We start from the raw sequence: 16715 nt of genomic DNA, 5'->3' as shown, positions 1-16715 counted from the left end.
CTAGTGTGAGCTCGGTTTTCACTATGTTGGAGGGTATGAACCTCACCGATGCGGACATCGCTCGAGCGCACCAACTCGAGCCCATGGAGGTCATCGCCGAACGCGCTGGGATCGATCCCCAGTTCGTCGTCGGCTATGGCCGTGACAAGGCCAAGATTGATGTCGCAGCTCTTCCTGAACAACCACGTAAGGGCAAGCTTGTCCTCGTAACCGCGATGTCTCCGACCCCAGCGGGGGAGGGCAAGTCAACGGTGCTCATCGGCCTTGCCGACGCCGTACGCGCCACGGGCGCCCGCACGATCGTCGCCATCCGCGAACCGTCGCTCGGCCCCGTCTTCGGAATCAAAGGCGGCGCTGCCGGCGGCGGCTACGCACAGATCGTTCCAATGGAGGACATCAATCTCCACTTCACGGGCGATCTGCACGCCATCGCGGCCGCCAACAACTCGCTCGCCGCGCTCATCGACGCCCACATCCACCACGGCAACGAGCTGAGCATTGATCCACGCAAGGTCACTTGGCGCCGCTGCCTGGATGTCAATGATCGCAACCTGCGCCACATTGTTACCGGTCTTGGAGGCGTCGCCCACGGCGTTCCCGCCGAGTCTGGCTTCGACATCACTGCGGCTTCTGAGATCATGGCTGTGCTGTGCCTGGCGAGCGACCTCACCGATTTGAAGGAACGTCTCGCGCGCATCGTCATTGGACAAACCTATGCGGGCACGCCGGTGACCGTGTCCGACTTAAAGGCTCAGGGCGCATTGACGGCCCTGCTTCGCGATGCGCTCAGCCCCAACCTTGTTCAGACACTCGGAGGCACGCCAGCCATTGTCCACGGCGGTCCGTTCGGAAACATCGCTCACGGCTGCAACTCATTGATTGCCACCGATACCGCGCTGCGGCATGCGGACGTCGTCCTGACCGAGGCTGGCTTCGGCTCTGACCTCGGCGCAGAGAAGTTCTTCGACATCAAGTCTCGCGCTGGCGACCTCGATGTCTCGGCTGTCGTCATGGTAGCCACGATTCGTTCGCTGAAGTTCAATGGCGGAGCGGCAAAGGACGAGCTCCAGCAGGAAAACCTTGCGGCGCTTCAGGCTGGCCTGGTCAACCTCGCACGCCACTGCGATAACATCCAGAAGTTCGGGCCCACCCCGACGATCGCGCTCAATCACTTCATTCATGACACCGACGCCGAGGTCGAACTGGTCCAGCGCTGGGCCGAGGACCGTGGCCTGAGAGCCGTGTTGACTAAGGTCTGGGCAGAAGGTGGGGCAGGAGCGGCGGAGCTGGCAGACGTGGTGCTGGCTAGTGTCGTCGATAAGCGCAGCGCCCCGCTGTACGACCCAGCGGCAGGCACCCTGGCGTCCCTGCAGACGATCGCACGCGAGATCTACGGCGCTTCGGATGTCGAGCTCAGCCCGCAGGCGCAGAAGGATCTGAAGATTATTCAGGACAACGGCTGGGACACGTTGCCGGTGTGCATCTCCAAGACGCAGTACTCCTTCTCAGATGACCCACGCAAGCTCGGAGCGCCGAGCGGGCACACGGTTAAAGTCCGGTCGCTGGTTCCTCGCACTGGAGCTGGTTTCGTCGTGGCGATGACCGGCGATGTGATGACGCTTCCGGGGCTGTCTAAGCGGCCGGCAGCGCAGGGTATCGATGTGGACGCTGAGGGAAATATCACCGGATTGTTTTAGGTCCCATGGCGTCTGGAGCGGTTACAGTGGAAGGAAAACGTTAACCAACCGGTAGCGCTGTCCACCTCATCACTCGGATCGTTCGGCACGTACCTGCCGATGAGAGGAAAAGTTCACATGGCTAATGTCACTTTCGACAAAGCAACCCGCATCTACCCGGGCGCCACGAAGCCGTCCGTCGACAAGTTTGACCTGGAAGTTGGCGATGGCGAGTTCCTGGTTCTGGTCGGCCCTTCCGGCTGTGGAAAGTCCACCACGCTGCGTATGCTCGCGGGGCTCGAAGACGTCAACGAGGGTCGCGTCTTGATCGGCGACCGCGATGTCACCAACGTCGCTCCCAAGGATCGCGACATCGCAATGGTCTTCCAGAACTACGCCCTGTACCCGCACATGAGCGTGCGCGACAACATGGGCTTCGCCCTCAAGCTTTCGGGCATGTCCAAGGAAGAAATCAACAAGCGCGTCGAAGCCGTCGCGGTTTCTCTCGGCCTCACCGAATACCTCGACCGCAAACCAAAGGCCCTTTCCGGCGGTCAGCGCCAGCGTGTGGCCATGGGACGCGCCATCGTGCGCAAGCCAAAGGTATTCCTGATGGACGAGCCGCTGTCCAACCTCGACGCCAAGCTGCGCGTCCAAACCCGTACCCAGATCGCCTCACTACAGCGCGAACTCGGCGTGACCACCCTGTACGTCACCCACGACCAGACCGAAGCGCTCACCATGGGCGACCGCATTGCAGTTCTCAACCACGGTGTGCTGCAGCAGGTGGGTACCCCGCGCGAGCTCTACGAAACTCCAGCTAACGAATTCGTCGCTGGCTTCATCGGCTCGCCAGCCATGAACCTCGGCACCTTCGATGTCCGTGGCAACTTTGCGGTTACCGGCGAAACCAAGCTGCCACTTTCGCAGTCCATCCTGAACCAGCTTGCCGAACGAGGCGAGGACAAGATCATCATCGGCTTCCGCCCAGAAGCGCTCGAGCTTATCGACGGCCCTGCCGAGGATTCCTTTGCCATTACCATCACCATGGTGGAGGAGCTAGGCTCCGACGCCTACATCTACGGCCACCTAGTTGGCGGTGGCCAGCTCAGTTCTGGCTCGGATTCCAACCCGGATGATGAAGAGCACGATCTCGTGGTCATCCGCACCGCGCCACTGACGGCGCCGGAGAAGGGTACAACGATTCACGCCCGCATCAAGGAGGGACAGCGCCATATGTTCTCTTCGAAGACAGGGGAGCGCCTTAACCCGTAGGTTATAACCATTCGTTTCGCCTGTTAGCCCAACACTTGTGCAAGTGTTGGGCTTTTCTCGTTCAAACCAATAGAACTGGTAGTGATCAAACTAATATAAAACTTGTTATGTAAGTTCGCCAACTTTCACTAGCATTGAATACATCACGCTATTCATTAGGATGTGGTGTAGGTAATACTGAACCATTTCAGGGTTGCCGCACCGGAAGTTATAACCACCTGATGAAAATGCATTCCGCTTCACCGACTCGTAAGGGAGCTAAACACATGAAGCAAATGAAGCGAATCTCCGCGGCTGTTGCAGCCCTCGTTATCGCAACCGGTGGCCTAGTGGCCTGCTCCGGTGGCGGCGATGACGACAAGGGATCCGTCTACTTCCTCAACTTCAAGCCAGAGCAGGATGCTGCCTACCAGAAGATTGCCAAGGACTACACCGCCAAGACCGGCGTTGAGGTCAAAGTCGTAACCGCAGCCTCCAACAGCTACGAGCAGACCCTGAAGGCCGAAATCGGCAAGAAGGATGCCCCAACCCTCTTCCAGGTGAACGGCCCAACTGGCCTGAAGACCTGGGAGCCATACATGGCTGACCTCTCCGATGCCACGATCACCAAGAACCTGAACCCAGACGTCCCGGCCCTCAAGGGCTCCGACGGCAAGGTCTACGGCGTGCCATTTGCAGTGGAAGGCTACGGTCTGATTTACAACGCTGCCATCTTTGACAAGTACTTTGCCCTGCCAGATGCTAAGGCAAAGAGCGCAGCAGACATCAAGGACTACGCCACCCTGAAGGCCGTGTCTGAGGACATGCAGGCCAAGAAGGCCGAGCTGGGCATCGAAGGTGCCTTCGCCTCCACCTCGCTGGCTTCTGGTGAGGATTGGCGCTGGCAGACCCACCTGGCAAACCTCCCGGTCCACCAGGAATTCAAGGACCTGGGCACCAAGGAAACCAAGGATGTGAAGTTCAAGTACAACGAGAACTTCAAGAACCTGTTCGACCTGTACCTGAAGAACTCCACCATTGATCCAAAGCTCGCCCCATCCAAGGCAGTGACCGACTCCATGGCCGAATTCGCAATGGGCAAGGCCGCCATGGTTCAGAACGGTAACTGGGCCTGGAGCCAGATCGAAAAGGTTGACGGCAACGTGGTGAAGCAGGACGACATCAAGTTCCTGCCTATGTACATGGGTCTGCCTGACGAGGGCAAGACCGGCATCGCTGTGGGCACCGAGAACTACCTGGGTGTGAACAAGAAGGCCTCCGAGGCCGACCAGAAGGCATCCATCGACTTCGTCAACTGGCTCTTCACCACCGACGAAGGCAAGAAGTACGTCATCAACGATCTCGGCTTCAACGCACCGTTCAACAACTTCTCCAAGACGGACACGCCAAATGACCCATTGGCAAAGGAAGTTGCAGCCGCAATCGACAACAAGGAGCTGACCACCATTCCGTGGGACTTCCAGTACTTCCCATCCCAGAAGTTCAAGAACGACTTCGGCCAGGCGCTTGCCCAGTACGCTTCCGGCAACAAGTCCTGGGAAGAGGTCGTGAAGATCTTCACCGAGGGCTGGGCGGCTGAAAGCAAGTAGCGGACTCGGTTCCTCCACGTAGGTCACAACTAGCGATGCGGGCGTTTATCGAGTAGGCCAACCTTCGGCCCGTCGATAAGCGCCCGCATTTGACTGAAGAAAAAGGTAAAACCATGCAAGGTACCTTGAAGAAGTATTTCCCCATCTTCGTGTTGCCGACTCTCATTGCGTTCGCGATCGCGTTCCTCGTCCCGTTCATCATCGGTTTCTTCCTCTCGTTTACGGAATTCACTACGATTTCCGACGCAGAGTGGGTCGGCGTTGACAACTACTTCGAAGCGTTCAGCGAACGAGAAGGCTTTGTCCACTCCTTCGGATTCACCGCGTTGGTGGTGATTGCTTCGGTGATTTCGGTGAATATCTTCGCGTTTGCCATCGCGTGGATTCTCACCCGAAAGCTCAAGGGCACCAACTTCTTCCGCACGGTGTTCTTCATGCCGAACCTCATCGGCGGTATCGTGCTTGGTTACACCTGGCAGTCGATGATCAACGCTGTGCTGGCGAACTACGGCACCACGATCGTGTCGGACTGGAAGCACGGCTATATCGGCCTGGTGGTGCTCATTAACTGGCAGCTCATCGGCTACATGATGATCATCTACATCGCCGGCCTTCAGAACGTGCCACCAGAGCTGATCGAGGCCGCGGAACTCGACGGTGCCGGCCGCTGGGAGCTCCTGCGACACGTCACGATCCCGATGGTCATGCCATCGATCACCATCTGTTTGTTCCTGACCCTGTCGAACACGTTCAAGCTGTTCGACCAGAACCTAGCGCTGACCAACGGCGCACCAAGTAGCGAGACCGAGATGGTCGCTCTGAACATCGTCAACACCATGTTCAACCGGATCGGCGTCGAGGGCGTCGGCCAAGCAAAGGCAGTTATCTTCGTGGTCGTAGTGGTCGTCTTCGCGATGTTCCAGCTGCGCGCCACCCGAAGCAGGGAGGTGGAGGCCTAAATGCCTGCCCAAACAGCACAACCCAAGGGCGCGAGCCGAGCACTGATCTACGCGATCCTCGTGTTCCTCACCGTGGTTTTCCTCGGCCCGATCGTCTTCATCTTCCAGAACTCTTTCAAACAAAAGTTCGCCATCTCAGACAATCCTTTCGCACTGCCGCTGGGCGAGATGTGGGCCGGATTCGAAAACTACGCCGTCGGCCTGATGAAGGAAGGCTTCCTCTCCGCAATTTTCTGGTCCTTCTTCATCACGATCCTCTCCGTCATCGCGATCGTGTTCTTCTCCTCCATGACCGCGTACTACATCACCCGCGTGAAGACCTGGTGGACGAACGCCCTCTACTTCCTGTTCGTGTTCTCCATGGTCATCCCGTTCCAGATGGTGATGTTCCCAACCGTTAAGATCGCCGACACCCTCGGCCTGTCTAACCCGCTCGGCATCATCGTGCTGTACCTGGGTTTCGGCGCGGGTCTGTCGGTGTTTATGTTCGCGGGCTTCGTCAAGTCCATCCCGCTTGAGATCGAAGAAGCAGCGCTTATCGACGGCTGCGGTCCGCTGCAAAACTACTTCAAGGTCGTCTTCCCAATGCTCAAGCCAACGGCAGTAACCGTGGCAATTCTGAACGCCATGTGGGTGTGGAATGACTACCTGCTGCCATACCTGATCATTGGCCTGTCCACCGAGTACAAGACGATCCCGGTGGTGGTGCAGAGTTTCGTCGGCTCCAACGGCAACCGCGACATGGGCGCCATGATGGCAATGCTGGTGCTCGCAATCATCCCGATCATCATCTTCTACCTGGCAACGCAGAAGCACATCATTGAAGGAGTCGCAGCTGGCGCCGTGAAGGGCTAGCCTTATTCTCCATGGATCGGTTCCTCAGTCCAGACAGCAAGTTCTCGGCGGCCATGATGATGGCCGCCGACTTGGTTATCTTGAATGTCCTCGCAGTGGTGTGCTCGCTGCCCATCGTCTCGCTCGGAGCGGTGCATCGTTCGTTGCATCAGGTGACCCGGGAGATGGCTCAGGATAATGCGGTGCGCCCTATCAGGGACTTTTTTGCTGCTATGGGTAAGTACCCGGCTCGCATGGTCGCTTGGTCGTGTGTAATGGTGGGCTTCGTCTTGCTTGCGACCTACGAGTTCGTCGTTATCGCCCGAGCTGGCCTGGCAACAGGGGAGACAGTCGCGCTTTCCGCAGCGGTGCTCTCTGGGATCGTCCTGATCACCGCGGTGGCCCTGTGGTACCTCCGCGTGCTCTCCGTACCGGAAGCTCTCGGAAACGCCATCCGCCAGCTGCCACGCACATTGCTTGCAGTGTTGGCGCATACCTGGTGGGTCCTTGTGCTGCTGTTCTTGCCTGGTCAGTGGGGAGCGGTTCTGGCGTTTCAGCTCATCATCGGGTTCGCGCTGTCAGCGTACTTAAGCAATCTCGCCCTGCGCTGAATTGTCCGCGGTGCTGCCCGGCCAGCCTGGGTACTCCGGCGGGGTGCCGCCGAAAGCTGGGCACAGCTCCTGGAAGGAACACCAGCCGCATAGCTTCGACGTCTTCGGGCGGAAACTGCCCTCCTTGCCGTCGCCCTCGATCTTCGCCCACAGCTCGCCCAAGTCGCGCTCGAAGTATTCCAGCTCTTCCTTCGAAGGGGTGAGGATCAGTGAATCCATGACCTTCAGGTACATCAGGCGCAACTGGGCAGGGATTTGGTCGAAGAGCCGCCAGTAGACCAACGCGTAGAAACGCATCTGGAATTGGGCGTCCTGCGAATACTGGGGAAGTGGCTTCTTGCCGGTCTTGTAGTCGACAACTCGGACCTCGCCGGTTGGGGCGATATCCACGCGGTCGATGAATCCGCGGACGGGGACGCCGTTCGGCAGCACTTCGTCGACGTACATTTCGCACTCGTGGGCGTCGAAGCCTTGTGGGTTTTCCATCTCGAAGTAGCCGCGAAGCAGGCTGCGGCATTCAACGAGGAAGTCGTACAGCTCCTCGTTGGGGACCAGCTCATCCAACTCAGCATCGGCGGCGGTCATCTTCGCCCAATGCGGCTTCAAGCGCTTCACCGCCGCCGGGTAGGTGCGCTGCTCCCGAGGCAACTTGTGCATTTCCTCCAGCACAGCGTGCACCAAGGTGCCCTTGACCTGCGCCACCGTGCTCGGCTCTGGGAGCTTATCGATCGCTCGGAAGCGATAGAGCAGCGGGCACTGCTTGTAATCGGAAGCACGGGAAGGGGAGAGGGCGAGCAGTTTCTTGGGAGGCATAATGCCTTTCAGTGTAACTGCTCGCTCGCTTCGACTAGGCCCCAGCAGCACGTACGGCAGCGATAGCTTCACTAGCGAGTGGCTTGGACAGCACGTGCCACGGCTGGTAGTTCCATGATGCAAGTTGTTTCAAAGAAGAAGACGGCGCCTGCCCATAATTCAGATCATCGGCATCAAACTTGCCAGCCAGCAAATAGACGCCGTTTACTTCCGTTTCGTCTTCCATGAATTCGTATTCCACAGAAAGTGGATCGAACTGCACCACCGCAGTGATATCCGCTCCGTCAAGATAGCGGTAGAACACGCCATAAGCACCGTTGTCGAGTACCGCACCCCGAGTCCATCCCGCACGCTTGAGAGCCCCGACAAAGCGACGCGAATCGATCGGAGCAGTTGCGACACCTTTTAGCTCCAACTCGTCACCTTGATCTGCCGGGAGCTCATGCACTACGCGACCGAGCTGCGGGAATGCTTCCTGGAGTTCAAAATCTGCGAATACTTCGCCCCATTGAGACTTTTCGGCGTCGCTAAGCTCGGCCGGGTGAGCAATGGTGAGGACGCTGTCGCTGATGTCGATGGGTTCGTCGTTGGCGTCGATAAGCTCGCCGGTCTCATCCAAGCGACCTAGCGCCACGCGCTGCTCACCGTCAAACACACCCCATACTGTTCCAGACAGCAACGAGCGGACCATTGGGTTAGGAGCGAAGTAGCTGTTGAAGTCCTCACCACTCCAACGGCGCCCCGTGACCATAGCCTCTTCAAAACGCATCTTCTGAATCTTCGCTCCGGCGGTCAAGCTCTTTTTCAGGAGGGAGTATTCCTTCTTCGACTCGGCTGCGAGTTCCGGGTCATCAGATTTGTTCGGTGCTGGCAACGAAGTCTTTGGCTTGCCGGTCGGACGGCCATCACTGTCCAGCAAGCGCGCGACAACTTTGCCCTCTGGGGTCAAAGTCGCAACGAACTGCCGTGGGCCATAAGAAAACACCCGACGTCCGGTTTCATCGAGGCCACCGTCAGGGATGATTCGATCCTCGAGTTCATTTCGGCTCAGCCCCAGCGACGCCGCGATTTCCTCCATCGCCTCGCCAGCGCGCTTCTTGATCCCTGCGAACTTCACTTTGGCGGCAATGCCCGCGATCTGCTGCAACGCGTGATTGCTGCCAACATTACGAAGCGCATCAAGGCCATAAGTGGCTCGCTTGTGCTGGGACTGGCCAGGCCACTCGCGGATCATCGGGGTAAGCGTGAGCACGAAATCATCTCCACCGATGCAACCAGCGCCGGTCATGAGCCAGCGGTCCTTGGCCACCGCACCGTTATTGAGCCAGAACTGCAACAACTGCACTGCGAACGAATCCAGCACCGTGGCTGGTACTCGCTCTCGTAACGCCTGGAAAATAGGCAACGTGCGGTCTTCCGTTTGCATCGCCTTGAGCAGTGTTTCCTTCTCTGAATCTGCCAAGCGTGCCCCGTCGATGATGAGGGGTGGCAAAGCTGCGGCCTGCGCGTAGGAGGGCAATTTCTTCGCTTTGCCCTGGTACGCGACCTCGGCCCACCAATCAGTTGTGGGATCAAACTCTGGCAGCTCGGACTCGGCGATGATGTCGCCGATAAGCTTGGCGAGCTCTGGGCACACCGCGTCCCGATGCTCACGCAGCTTCTCGACGTCCATCATGCGCACAGTCGCCTGTACACCCTGGATTTCTTCAGCCGTCAATTGCGCCTGCAAGATCAGATCGGTGTTTTTGCCGAGCCAAGCAACTGCTGGTTGCGCGTGCTTAGTGGTAGCCAGCTGGGCGAATAGTGGAACTACGCCCGCGCCGCTGAGACGTTGCCCGAGGACGTCGATAACGGGTTTCGCCTCATCCTTGCTGCGTTCGCTGAACCTATTGACCAATTGTGCAAACCCGAGACGTCCGGTGTTGGTGATCCAGAGCAGCGCGTCTTCAGGAGTGGAAGCAATACTGATCAGTTTGCCCAGTTTCACCCGATCTTCCACCCTCTTGGCAAAGTAGATCATGGATGTTTCTAACAACGAAGTCGGCTCACCAGCTGCCACGTCCCGCAGCGCCTTTTCAATGTGCGGTTCGCAGGCTGAAGTGTCGCCGACTAAGACAGCCCTGAGCACCGCGGCACGTTGCACCGGTTTGTTTAGAAACTGTGTGGTGTTGTCGGCATCGCTCGTGAGACGATAGAGCTGCTCCCGCTGGTCCAGGGTGAGGTGCTTCCATACCAAGCGCCATCCTAGAATTCGCAGGATGTCGTAGGAGCCGACTCGCGACGGATTTAACACACTATCCCGATAGACCTTAATGCATTGATCTGGGTCGGCTGCGCAATGCAGCAGCAAATACAGCGCTGCCGGCGGAGAAAAGGTATGACTCCAGTGGGGTTCCTTTGGGTCCTGATGTTCAGGGTCGGCAAGGTAGTCGAGCCACCACTTTGCTTCTTCTTGCGACGGGTACCCATTGACGGGTGCCTCGGAGAAATGCCAGCCCTTCAGACACCACGGCGAATAGCGGTGCGTTGCAATCTGATCGGCACGCTCTCGAGCCGAGTCAGCATCGAACACCGTTGACTCCGGAACTGTGACTGGGTCAGCCAGGTTCCAGACCTGTTCATACCAGAGTAGATCTATGAAGATTTCATCTTTAAGGCAAAGCTGCGAATCCATGCAGCCGATGATAACCGACCCTTATGGTCACGGCAGGGAATTACTCAGCCAATGCCGCGGCCAACAACAGCCTCCTGATGGCTTCCGGACTGTGGGCGTCGACAAGCCCAGCCAACCATGAGGATCCGAGGTTGCGGAGCTGCCGCGCGCGAGATGGAAAAAAGTCGGGATCACGCTGTAATCGTTCGGTTCCGGCAACCAAGACATGCCCGAGTGTTTCGGACAAAATTTTATGTACGCGGGTAGCCGCAGATTCAGACACCTGTGCTGCGGCGATGCCGACTGATTCCGTGATTTCTGCGGTCTCGCCCACATGCGGTTGAACGCTACCGAGCTCACCGATCAACAGAAATGGATCAACAACCATTCGTCCTTGCTGCGTCCGCCATCGGCCAGAAATCGAGATCTGTTGATGTTCGTGCTGCGCGCAGAAATCAGCAAGTGCGTTCGCATCGAGTCCGCCGATGTGTGGCGCAAAACGAAACGATGCGTCATGGCCAGCGCCGTCAACCAGAGTGCCGACGATTCCTCGAGTGCGAACATCGTGCCCCCACGCGACTAGCTGGACGTTTCTCACCGCGCAGATGCCACTGCCGGCTGTGCGCGGACCAAGTGCTGCGGGAACTCCGTCGGTTGCCAGCGCCGCGAAGGAATCGACTGCCCACGGAGAAAACAGTTCAGTTAGGGCTGGGGCAGGGAACGCTTGGCACTTGTACCTCGTCACGTTCAATTGGCCCCGGGTATCTCTCCGGCCACCGTTAATGAGTACTTGGCCGCCTCCCCAGTTGTGTAGCGGGACGTTACTGACAACAGCTTTCACTGGGTTCGCAGGCTCACCTTCGACCACCTTCCGCACTGTCATGGGAGATCCGCTGCGAGCATCCACCAAGTGTGCGACGACTTCGCAACCTCCGGGAAGTGCGAGCACCTCGGTGCCGAGACCGATGAGTCGGCAGCGCGAAAGCTTCACTGGCTCGGCGTTAACCCCTGCCACCAAGCGGTGCGGCACATTCGGCTCTGCGAGTTGCAAGCTTGCAAGTCTGGCTGCGAGTTCACCGACCAGACTCAACAGGCGATCTGGGTCAAAGGAACAGTCTCTGGATTCACGGCGTTCTTGCAGATCAACGATGGTGTCAATCAGTTCGACCGCATTCGGCATTCCTGCGCTGTCACAGCGCTCGCGAACCCTGCGCCAACTGTTCACAAGAGACATGTGGCTCGACTCGATTCCGACAGCACACATTGTGTCGATCTGTGTACTGACCGCAGTGAGTACGGACTGATAGGGGCACCAATCGTCCGTTCCAATCGTTCGCACGGGTGAATCGGGCGCATCCAGTAGCGCAAGTGCGATAGGGACGTGGGAACACGGATCTATCTCCGCGCAGGTACAACGGGCATAAGCAAAGTTACTACCTTGGAGAAAACGGACCGTGACGGGCTCCGGGAAGGCAATCCGAACAATTGGGACATCGTCGCGCAGGAAGACGGTGCCCACCGCGGGGCCAGCCATTGGCACGCTTGCCGACGGCGTCGGTTGTTCTTCCACTTCCACAACATCGTGCTCGTTGCAGGCTTGCTGGTAGCCGAGCACCGCCGCCACAATGTGGTGACAGGATGTAGCTTTGACGCATGTGCAGGTCCAATCCGGGAATGCCTTATTGGCTAGCAATTCACAGTGATTGTCGCCTAGTACAACATGGACATTCCCGTTATCCGAGGTTGATATTTCGACAGTGGTGGTTTCAAGCAGCTTGTGGGCTCTGCGCAGAGTTCCTCGATTAGTTAAATCAATCAAAACGGACTCACTGAGCCCAAAGATGTCTGTCCGGATCATGCCATTACCTCTGCGACCCAATCGGCGAGCTCTAGTGGGGTCATGACACCAACTTCGGCACCAAGCGACGCTAGGGTCCGTGCGGCCATAATGTCGTAATTGCCGGCACCCGATTGATCAAGGGCGCCCAAGATCATCACCTTCGCACCCGATTCCACCATCCTGCGTACAGCTTGTTCCATTCGCCAACCTCCCGCACCTTCGAATAAGTCAGAGATGAGCACGATCATCGTTTTGTTCGGTGTTTCGATGAGAGACTCGGCATACTCCAGTGCGCGATAGATCGAAGTTCCGCCTCCAAGTTGTACCTGCAGCAGCGCTTCAACTGGATCAATAATGTGACTGCTCAGATCAACGACCTCGGTGTCAAAGGCCAGCAATCTAGTATCCAAAGAGGGCATACCAGCAAAGATCGCTGCGCAAACGGCAGCATGGATGACGGACCCCATCATCGAACCAGACTGATCGACTGCCACCACGATGCGCCACCGCTCCCAGTACCTGCGCGAACGCGAAGAAAACAATGGATCACTGATGATCAGTCGGCCTAATTCTGGCGAGTAGTTTTTCAGGTTTGCTCTGATAGTCGCCTTGGGGTCGAAGTTATTCGCAACTTTTCTGCGACTGCGCCGCTGTGGATCTTTTCGGCCAGTTAATGACTCCCGCATTTCACTGCGCAGCTTTTCCATCATCTCGTTTATGACAACACGGACAATGTCGCGCGCGAGATCCAAGACTTCTTCATTCATTAAGTGCTTGGTGTTCAAGATGGCATGCAAAAGGGCCTCTGAAGGCTGGATTGTGCGTAGGATTTCCGGGTCAGTCACCATCTCTGCCAGGCCGTAGCGCTCAAACGCATCACTTTGGATTCGCTCGCAGACTTCGGTCGGAAACAGTTCCTTAATCTCGTTGATCCACGTCGGAATCGTCAGGGCCGACGGCGCTATTCCACCGATTCCTCCGGTGGTTTCTCTGGAATAGAGAAAGTCGAGTGCTTCCAGTTGGCGGGCTGCGATCCCATCGACTTCTCCCAGAACTTCGGAACCTTCGCCGAGGATGAGCCGCCACCGTGTGGTCCGTTCATCAGTCATTGTCCACTCCCAGGTAGCCGGAAAGTCGATCCAATAGGTAATGCTCAAAGGAGATAACTTCTGCTAGGGCGAACTCGTCGATGTCAAAGTCCGCAACTGCTTTGACAGCAGTGTCTCCTAGCAGCCTAGCCGCAATGTCGGCGCGCTCCCGCGGCGGATATGCAGCAAAGGCGCGGCGCAGACCAGGCAATGCTGCCAAGAACTGTGCCGGTGACAATCTGCCGAGCTCCTCGTCGAGAGCGTCGACGAATTCAGGTCGTCTCGTAACCACCTCTCGCGCGAGCTGGAGCAATCCAAAGACAAATTCACCGAGGTCAACCGGGGAGTTGATCCGATTGAGTTGCTCTTCAATCGCGCCGGTGCGTGTGGTGGCCACATCCTCCATCACCCAGAGGGCACCGGTCGCGGCTCCACGCACTGCCAGTGCCTGTTCTTGGTCGCGGGCAGTAGAAACGAGCGCTGTACGCCAGATCGTAGCTGATAGGTCCAGACTCGCGCCGCGCTCCATGGCTTGGAGCGGGCTCCGCAGGCTAAGCACGATGTCCGTAGCTTCTTCGTCGGATGCGGGAGGCAACGCGAGTAGCAATTCGCAGAATCGTGCATGACTTGCCACGATGAGATCACCGATTGCGGATAGTTCACTATTGCCTGACAGCCCGCCAAACCGATATGCATCCACAAGTTTGTTCATCGCCGCGCCTAGCGAAGTCAGTTGGCGTGCCTGGCCTATCAACGAGCTACAGCGCATGGTGATGGTCTGGACTAAGTCATGGACGCCACACTGCAGTGCAGCCAGCAATACATCGGCTATGAACTCTGGATCGTCTGAAGCTAAACCAAGACGTTCTAATAGCCTCGTGATGACAGCTTCTTCACGGTTCCCGCCGTAACGTGCTGCCTCCACCAAGGTGGATTCAAACTCAGGAATCCAACCGAGTTGCCACGTTTCCACGCCATTACGCTGGGCAGATTCTGTCAGAGTTACCCCAGCAACGCCCAGTACTAGAAGACTGTGCAGCAATTGAGATTGCGCGGGACCTTTGGAAACATCAATCGAGACCAGGCGCTGCGTCACTTCTGGTTTGAGTCCTAAAGTTTCCAATTCAGTGAGCAGTTCCACCACCAGTGGGGGCCGAGTGCTACCTGCTGCCAGCGCTCCAACCTCGGTACCACGCAAGAGGGTCCTGATTCGTTCGATGAGGGGATGATCCTCTCCTCTGTTGTCTTTGACAAGGCTTGCAGTCATGGCGTCAAGCAGGTCAGTGCGCCACACCTCGTCGTGGCCACGAAGGGCAGCGAGTCCGCGCGCGGTAGTTAGCACCGCAATGGCATCCGCGACAGATACCCGTTGCTTAGCCTGGCGTAGCTCAGTGATGAGTTCCATCAGGAGGCGCTCGGCGGTGCCGCGGATGCCACGGGAGCGGTCGTCGAAAAGCGCGGCGTAAAAGCCCGGGTTAGGTTGACCTGCGCGATAGCCTCGGAGAGCGTCAAGGGCGGCATAGGAGGTGGGGGTGAGCGCACTACCGTAGCGGTCGTCTTCGGGCTGCTGCCATTGTGCAGGCCGCTGGTTATGGGAGAGTTCGGCGCGCAGGCCGTCGATATGCGCGGCACCACATACGACGAGGATAGTGCCATCGGTGAGTGCCTGCATTTCTCGGATGCGATCAGCCATGAACCTTTCACGCTGTTGGCCCGCTGCATCTTCGCGACGCAATATCGAACCGAGCATTTCCATGCGGTGACAGTACTCGTCATAGCTGAGGTTTCCTGCCACATCAATGAGCTCGTCGATCGCGGCGTCCAGATCATCAACGCCGAACTTCCGGCACAGCTCCGAGACCCTATTGGACGCTGGAGAGGGTTCTTCGTCATCGTTGATGAGGTAAAACGGCGCGTCGATGAACCGGACCGGAATTCCTGCTGCCATAGCTGCCCGCAACGCAAGCCACTCCGGTGAATAGCTGCTCAACGGATAGTAGACACCGCGACGCCCTTCGTCTTGGGGCGCCCAAGAATAGATCATGATTGGCAGAGTGTGGTCCAGCGACAGCTCTTGGATAGCAGGATTAAATTCCGTGGGTCCTTCAATGAGCACCGCGGCGGGAGGGCGCGATTTAATCCGCTCGGCAACCAGCAGAGCGGCGGTCGGGGAGTGGTGTCGCACCCCGAAAAATTCGACGGTGTGCTTCATCAGCGGGGCGTGTGCTTTTCGACGTGATCAAGTTCCAGGTGTTCATAGAGCGAAGCCCGAAGGGGATTTTTTGAACCATGGAGATAGCGTTCGCTGTAGGCCTTTAACCTGGCGATGTCTTCCTTACTATCTTTCAGCGCCGTCCCGACGATAGCAGCGGCGAGTTCCTTTCCACCTGGCGTGCCGGATCCGAACCATGCGGATTCGAGCCCTGCGGAAACTCCTGCGGCAACCGCTTCGGCGGTGGACATTGCTGAGCTCATGCGTTCGACGCCTGTCCCGCCTGCGGTTCCACGACGCAGTTCGCGGAAAATGCTCACGAGCACCTCGGTGAAATCGTGGGGCAGTCGGAAAGGTATGCCGGCTCGCTCAAGCGCATAATCCGTTTCCCGCTGGACCAATTGGGTTTCCACGTCAGCGTCGCCAATGGCACCGATGGTTTCGAAGTTGAAGCGTCGTTTGAGCGCTGCCGACATCTCGTTCACGCCGCGGTCGCGAGTGTTGGCGGTGGCGATGACCCCGAACCCCTGAACAGCATGAGTGTTGCGTCGGGCCCCTTCAAATTCAGGAATGGTGAGTACTCGGTCGGACAAGATCGACAGCAGCGCATCTTGGACTTCTGGGGCGCAGCGCGTAATTTCCTCAAATCGCACGACGGCACCCGAGGTCATTCCTTGATACATCGGGGCTGGCACCAATGCTTTTTCGCTCGGCCCTTCGGCAAGCAGCATGGCATAGTTCCAGGAATATTTAATAGCATCCTCGGTTGTGGCGGCAGAGCCCTGAATAGTCAGGGAACTATCGCCGGAAATTGCCGCCGCAAGCAGCTCAGATAGCAGCGACTTGGCAGTCCCAGGTTCACCGATCAACATCAGACCCCTGTTGGTGGCAAGCGTAACCACGCACCGCTGAACTTGAGCGATCGGCCCGATGAACTTTTGAGTCACGTAGTCCTTGTCGCCAGGTTCACCTCGGCCGACAATGAACTCAACCACTGCGGGTGCCGATAGCCGCCAACCCTTGGGAGCGGTCCGACCCAACTCTGCATCCAGACGAGCTAGCAATTCCAAATCGGCTGCGTATCGAACCTCTGCGGGTGGCCGTTGTAGCTCCTGTGCCATTGCGTTAGTGACTCCTCATCGGTATTGCGCTGTGTTGTTGTCCA

The 16715-nt window shown here is 57.7% G+C and carries 12 protein-coding genes; 6 read left to right on the top strand and 6 right to left on the bottom strand.

Features of this window, described 5'->3' with window-relative positions; genetic code table 11:
- The first annotated feature begins 35 nt into the window (after positions 1-35).
- The 6 genes from CKALI_RS05645 to CKALI_RS05620 all read left to right on the top strand — a co-directional run bounded on the left by CKALI_RS05645 (position 36) and on the right by CKALI_RS05620 (position 6944).
- A complete protein-coding gene (locus CKALI_RS05645; protein ID WP_156192375.1) occupies positions 36-1697 on the top strand; it encodes a formate--tetrahydrofolate ligase in 1662 nt (553 codons plus the stop codon).
- 117 nt (positions 1698-1814) lie between these two features.
- Entirely contained in the window at positions 1815-2951 is a 1137-nt protein-coding gene (locus CKALI_RS05640) for an ABC transporter ATP-binding protein (RefSeq protein ID WP_156192374.1), read from the top strand.
- Positions 2952-3217: 266 nt separating this feature from the next.
- Positions 3218-4540 (top strand): ABC transporter substrate-binding protein, encoded by a 1323-nt coding sequence (locus CKALI_RS05635; RefSeq protein ID WP_156192373.1) that lies wholly within the window; start codon positions 3218-3220, stop codon positions 4538-4540.
- 113 nt (positions 4541-4653) lie between these two features.
- On the top strand, positions 4654-5499 hold the full coding sequence (locus CKALI_RS05630) for a carbohydrate ABC transporter permease (RefSeq protein WP_156192372.1): 846 nt from the start codon (positions 4654-4656) through the stop codon (positions 5497-5499).
- Complete coding sequence (locus tag CKALI_RS05625; protein ID WP_156192371.1) at positions 5500-6354, top strand: carbohydrate ABC transporter permease; 855 nt, start codon at positions 5500-5502, stop codon at positions 6352-6354.
- 11 nt (positions 6355-6365) lie between these two features.
- Entirely contained in the window at positions 6366-6944 is a 579-nt protein-coding gene (locus CKALI_RS05620) for a MusI family membrane protein (protein ID WP_156192370.1), read from the top strand.
- On the opposite strand, the gene CKALI_RS05615 is transcribed toward CKALI_RS05620, so the two are convergent.
- From CKALI_RS05615 to CKALI_RS05590, 6 genes are all read right to left on the bottom strand, one after another.
- Positions 6921-7757: a RecB family exonuclease gene (locus CKALI_RS05615; protein WP_156192369.1), complete on the bottom strand. Its 837-nt coding sequence runs from the start codon at positions 7755-7757 to the stop codon at positions 6921-6923. The genes CKALI_RS05620 and CKALI_RS05615 overlap by 24 nt on opposite strands.
- Before the next feature lie 34 nt (positions 7758-7791).
- On the bottom strand, positions 7792-10431 hold the full coding sequence (locus CKALI_RS05610) for a DUF4132 domain-containing protein (RefSeq protein WP_156192368.1): 2640 nt from the start codon (positions 10429-10431) through the stop codon (positions 7792-7794).
- 40 nt (positions 10432-10471) lie between these two features.
- Positions 10472-12025, bottom strand: coding sequence for a hypothetical protein (locus tag CKALI_RS05605; protein WP_156192367.1), 1554 nt, complete (start codon positions 12023-12025; stop codon positions 10472-10474).
- 239 nt (positions 12026-12264) lie between these two features.
- Positions 12265-13359, bottom strand: a complete 1095-nt coding sequence (locus CKALI_RS05600; RefSeq protein WP_156192366.1) for a VWA domain-containing protein — start codon at positions 13357-13359, stop codon at positions 12265-12267.
- Complete coding sequence (locus CKALI_RS05595) at positions 13352-15550, bottom strand: DUF5682 family protein (protein WP_156192365.1); 2199 nt, start codon at positions 15548-15550, stop codon at positions 13352-13354. Before CKALI_RS05595 ends, CKALI_RS05600 begins: the two co-directional genes overlap by 8 nt.
- Positions 15550-16671, bottom strand: a complete 1122-nt coding sequence (locus CKALI_RS05590; protein WP_156192364.1) for an ATP-binding protein — start codon at positions 16669-16671, stop codon at positions 15550-15552. The genes CKALI_RS05595 and CKALI_RS05590 overlap by 1 nt, the downstream gene beginning before the upstream one ends.
- Between the last annotated feature and the right edge of the window lie 44 nt (positions 16672-16715).

The sequence above is a fragment of the Corynebacterium kalinowskii genome, from assembly GCF_009734385.1.
Classification (GTDB): Bacteria; Actinomycetota; Actinomycetes; order Mycobacteriales; family Mycobacteriaceae; genus Corynebacterium; species Corynebacterium kalinowskii.
This window is presented reverse-complemented; position numbering and strand designations above follow the sequence as displayed.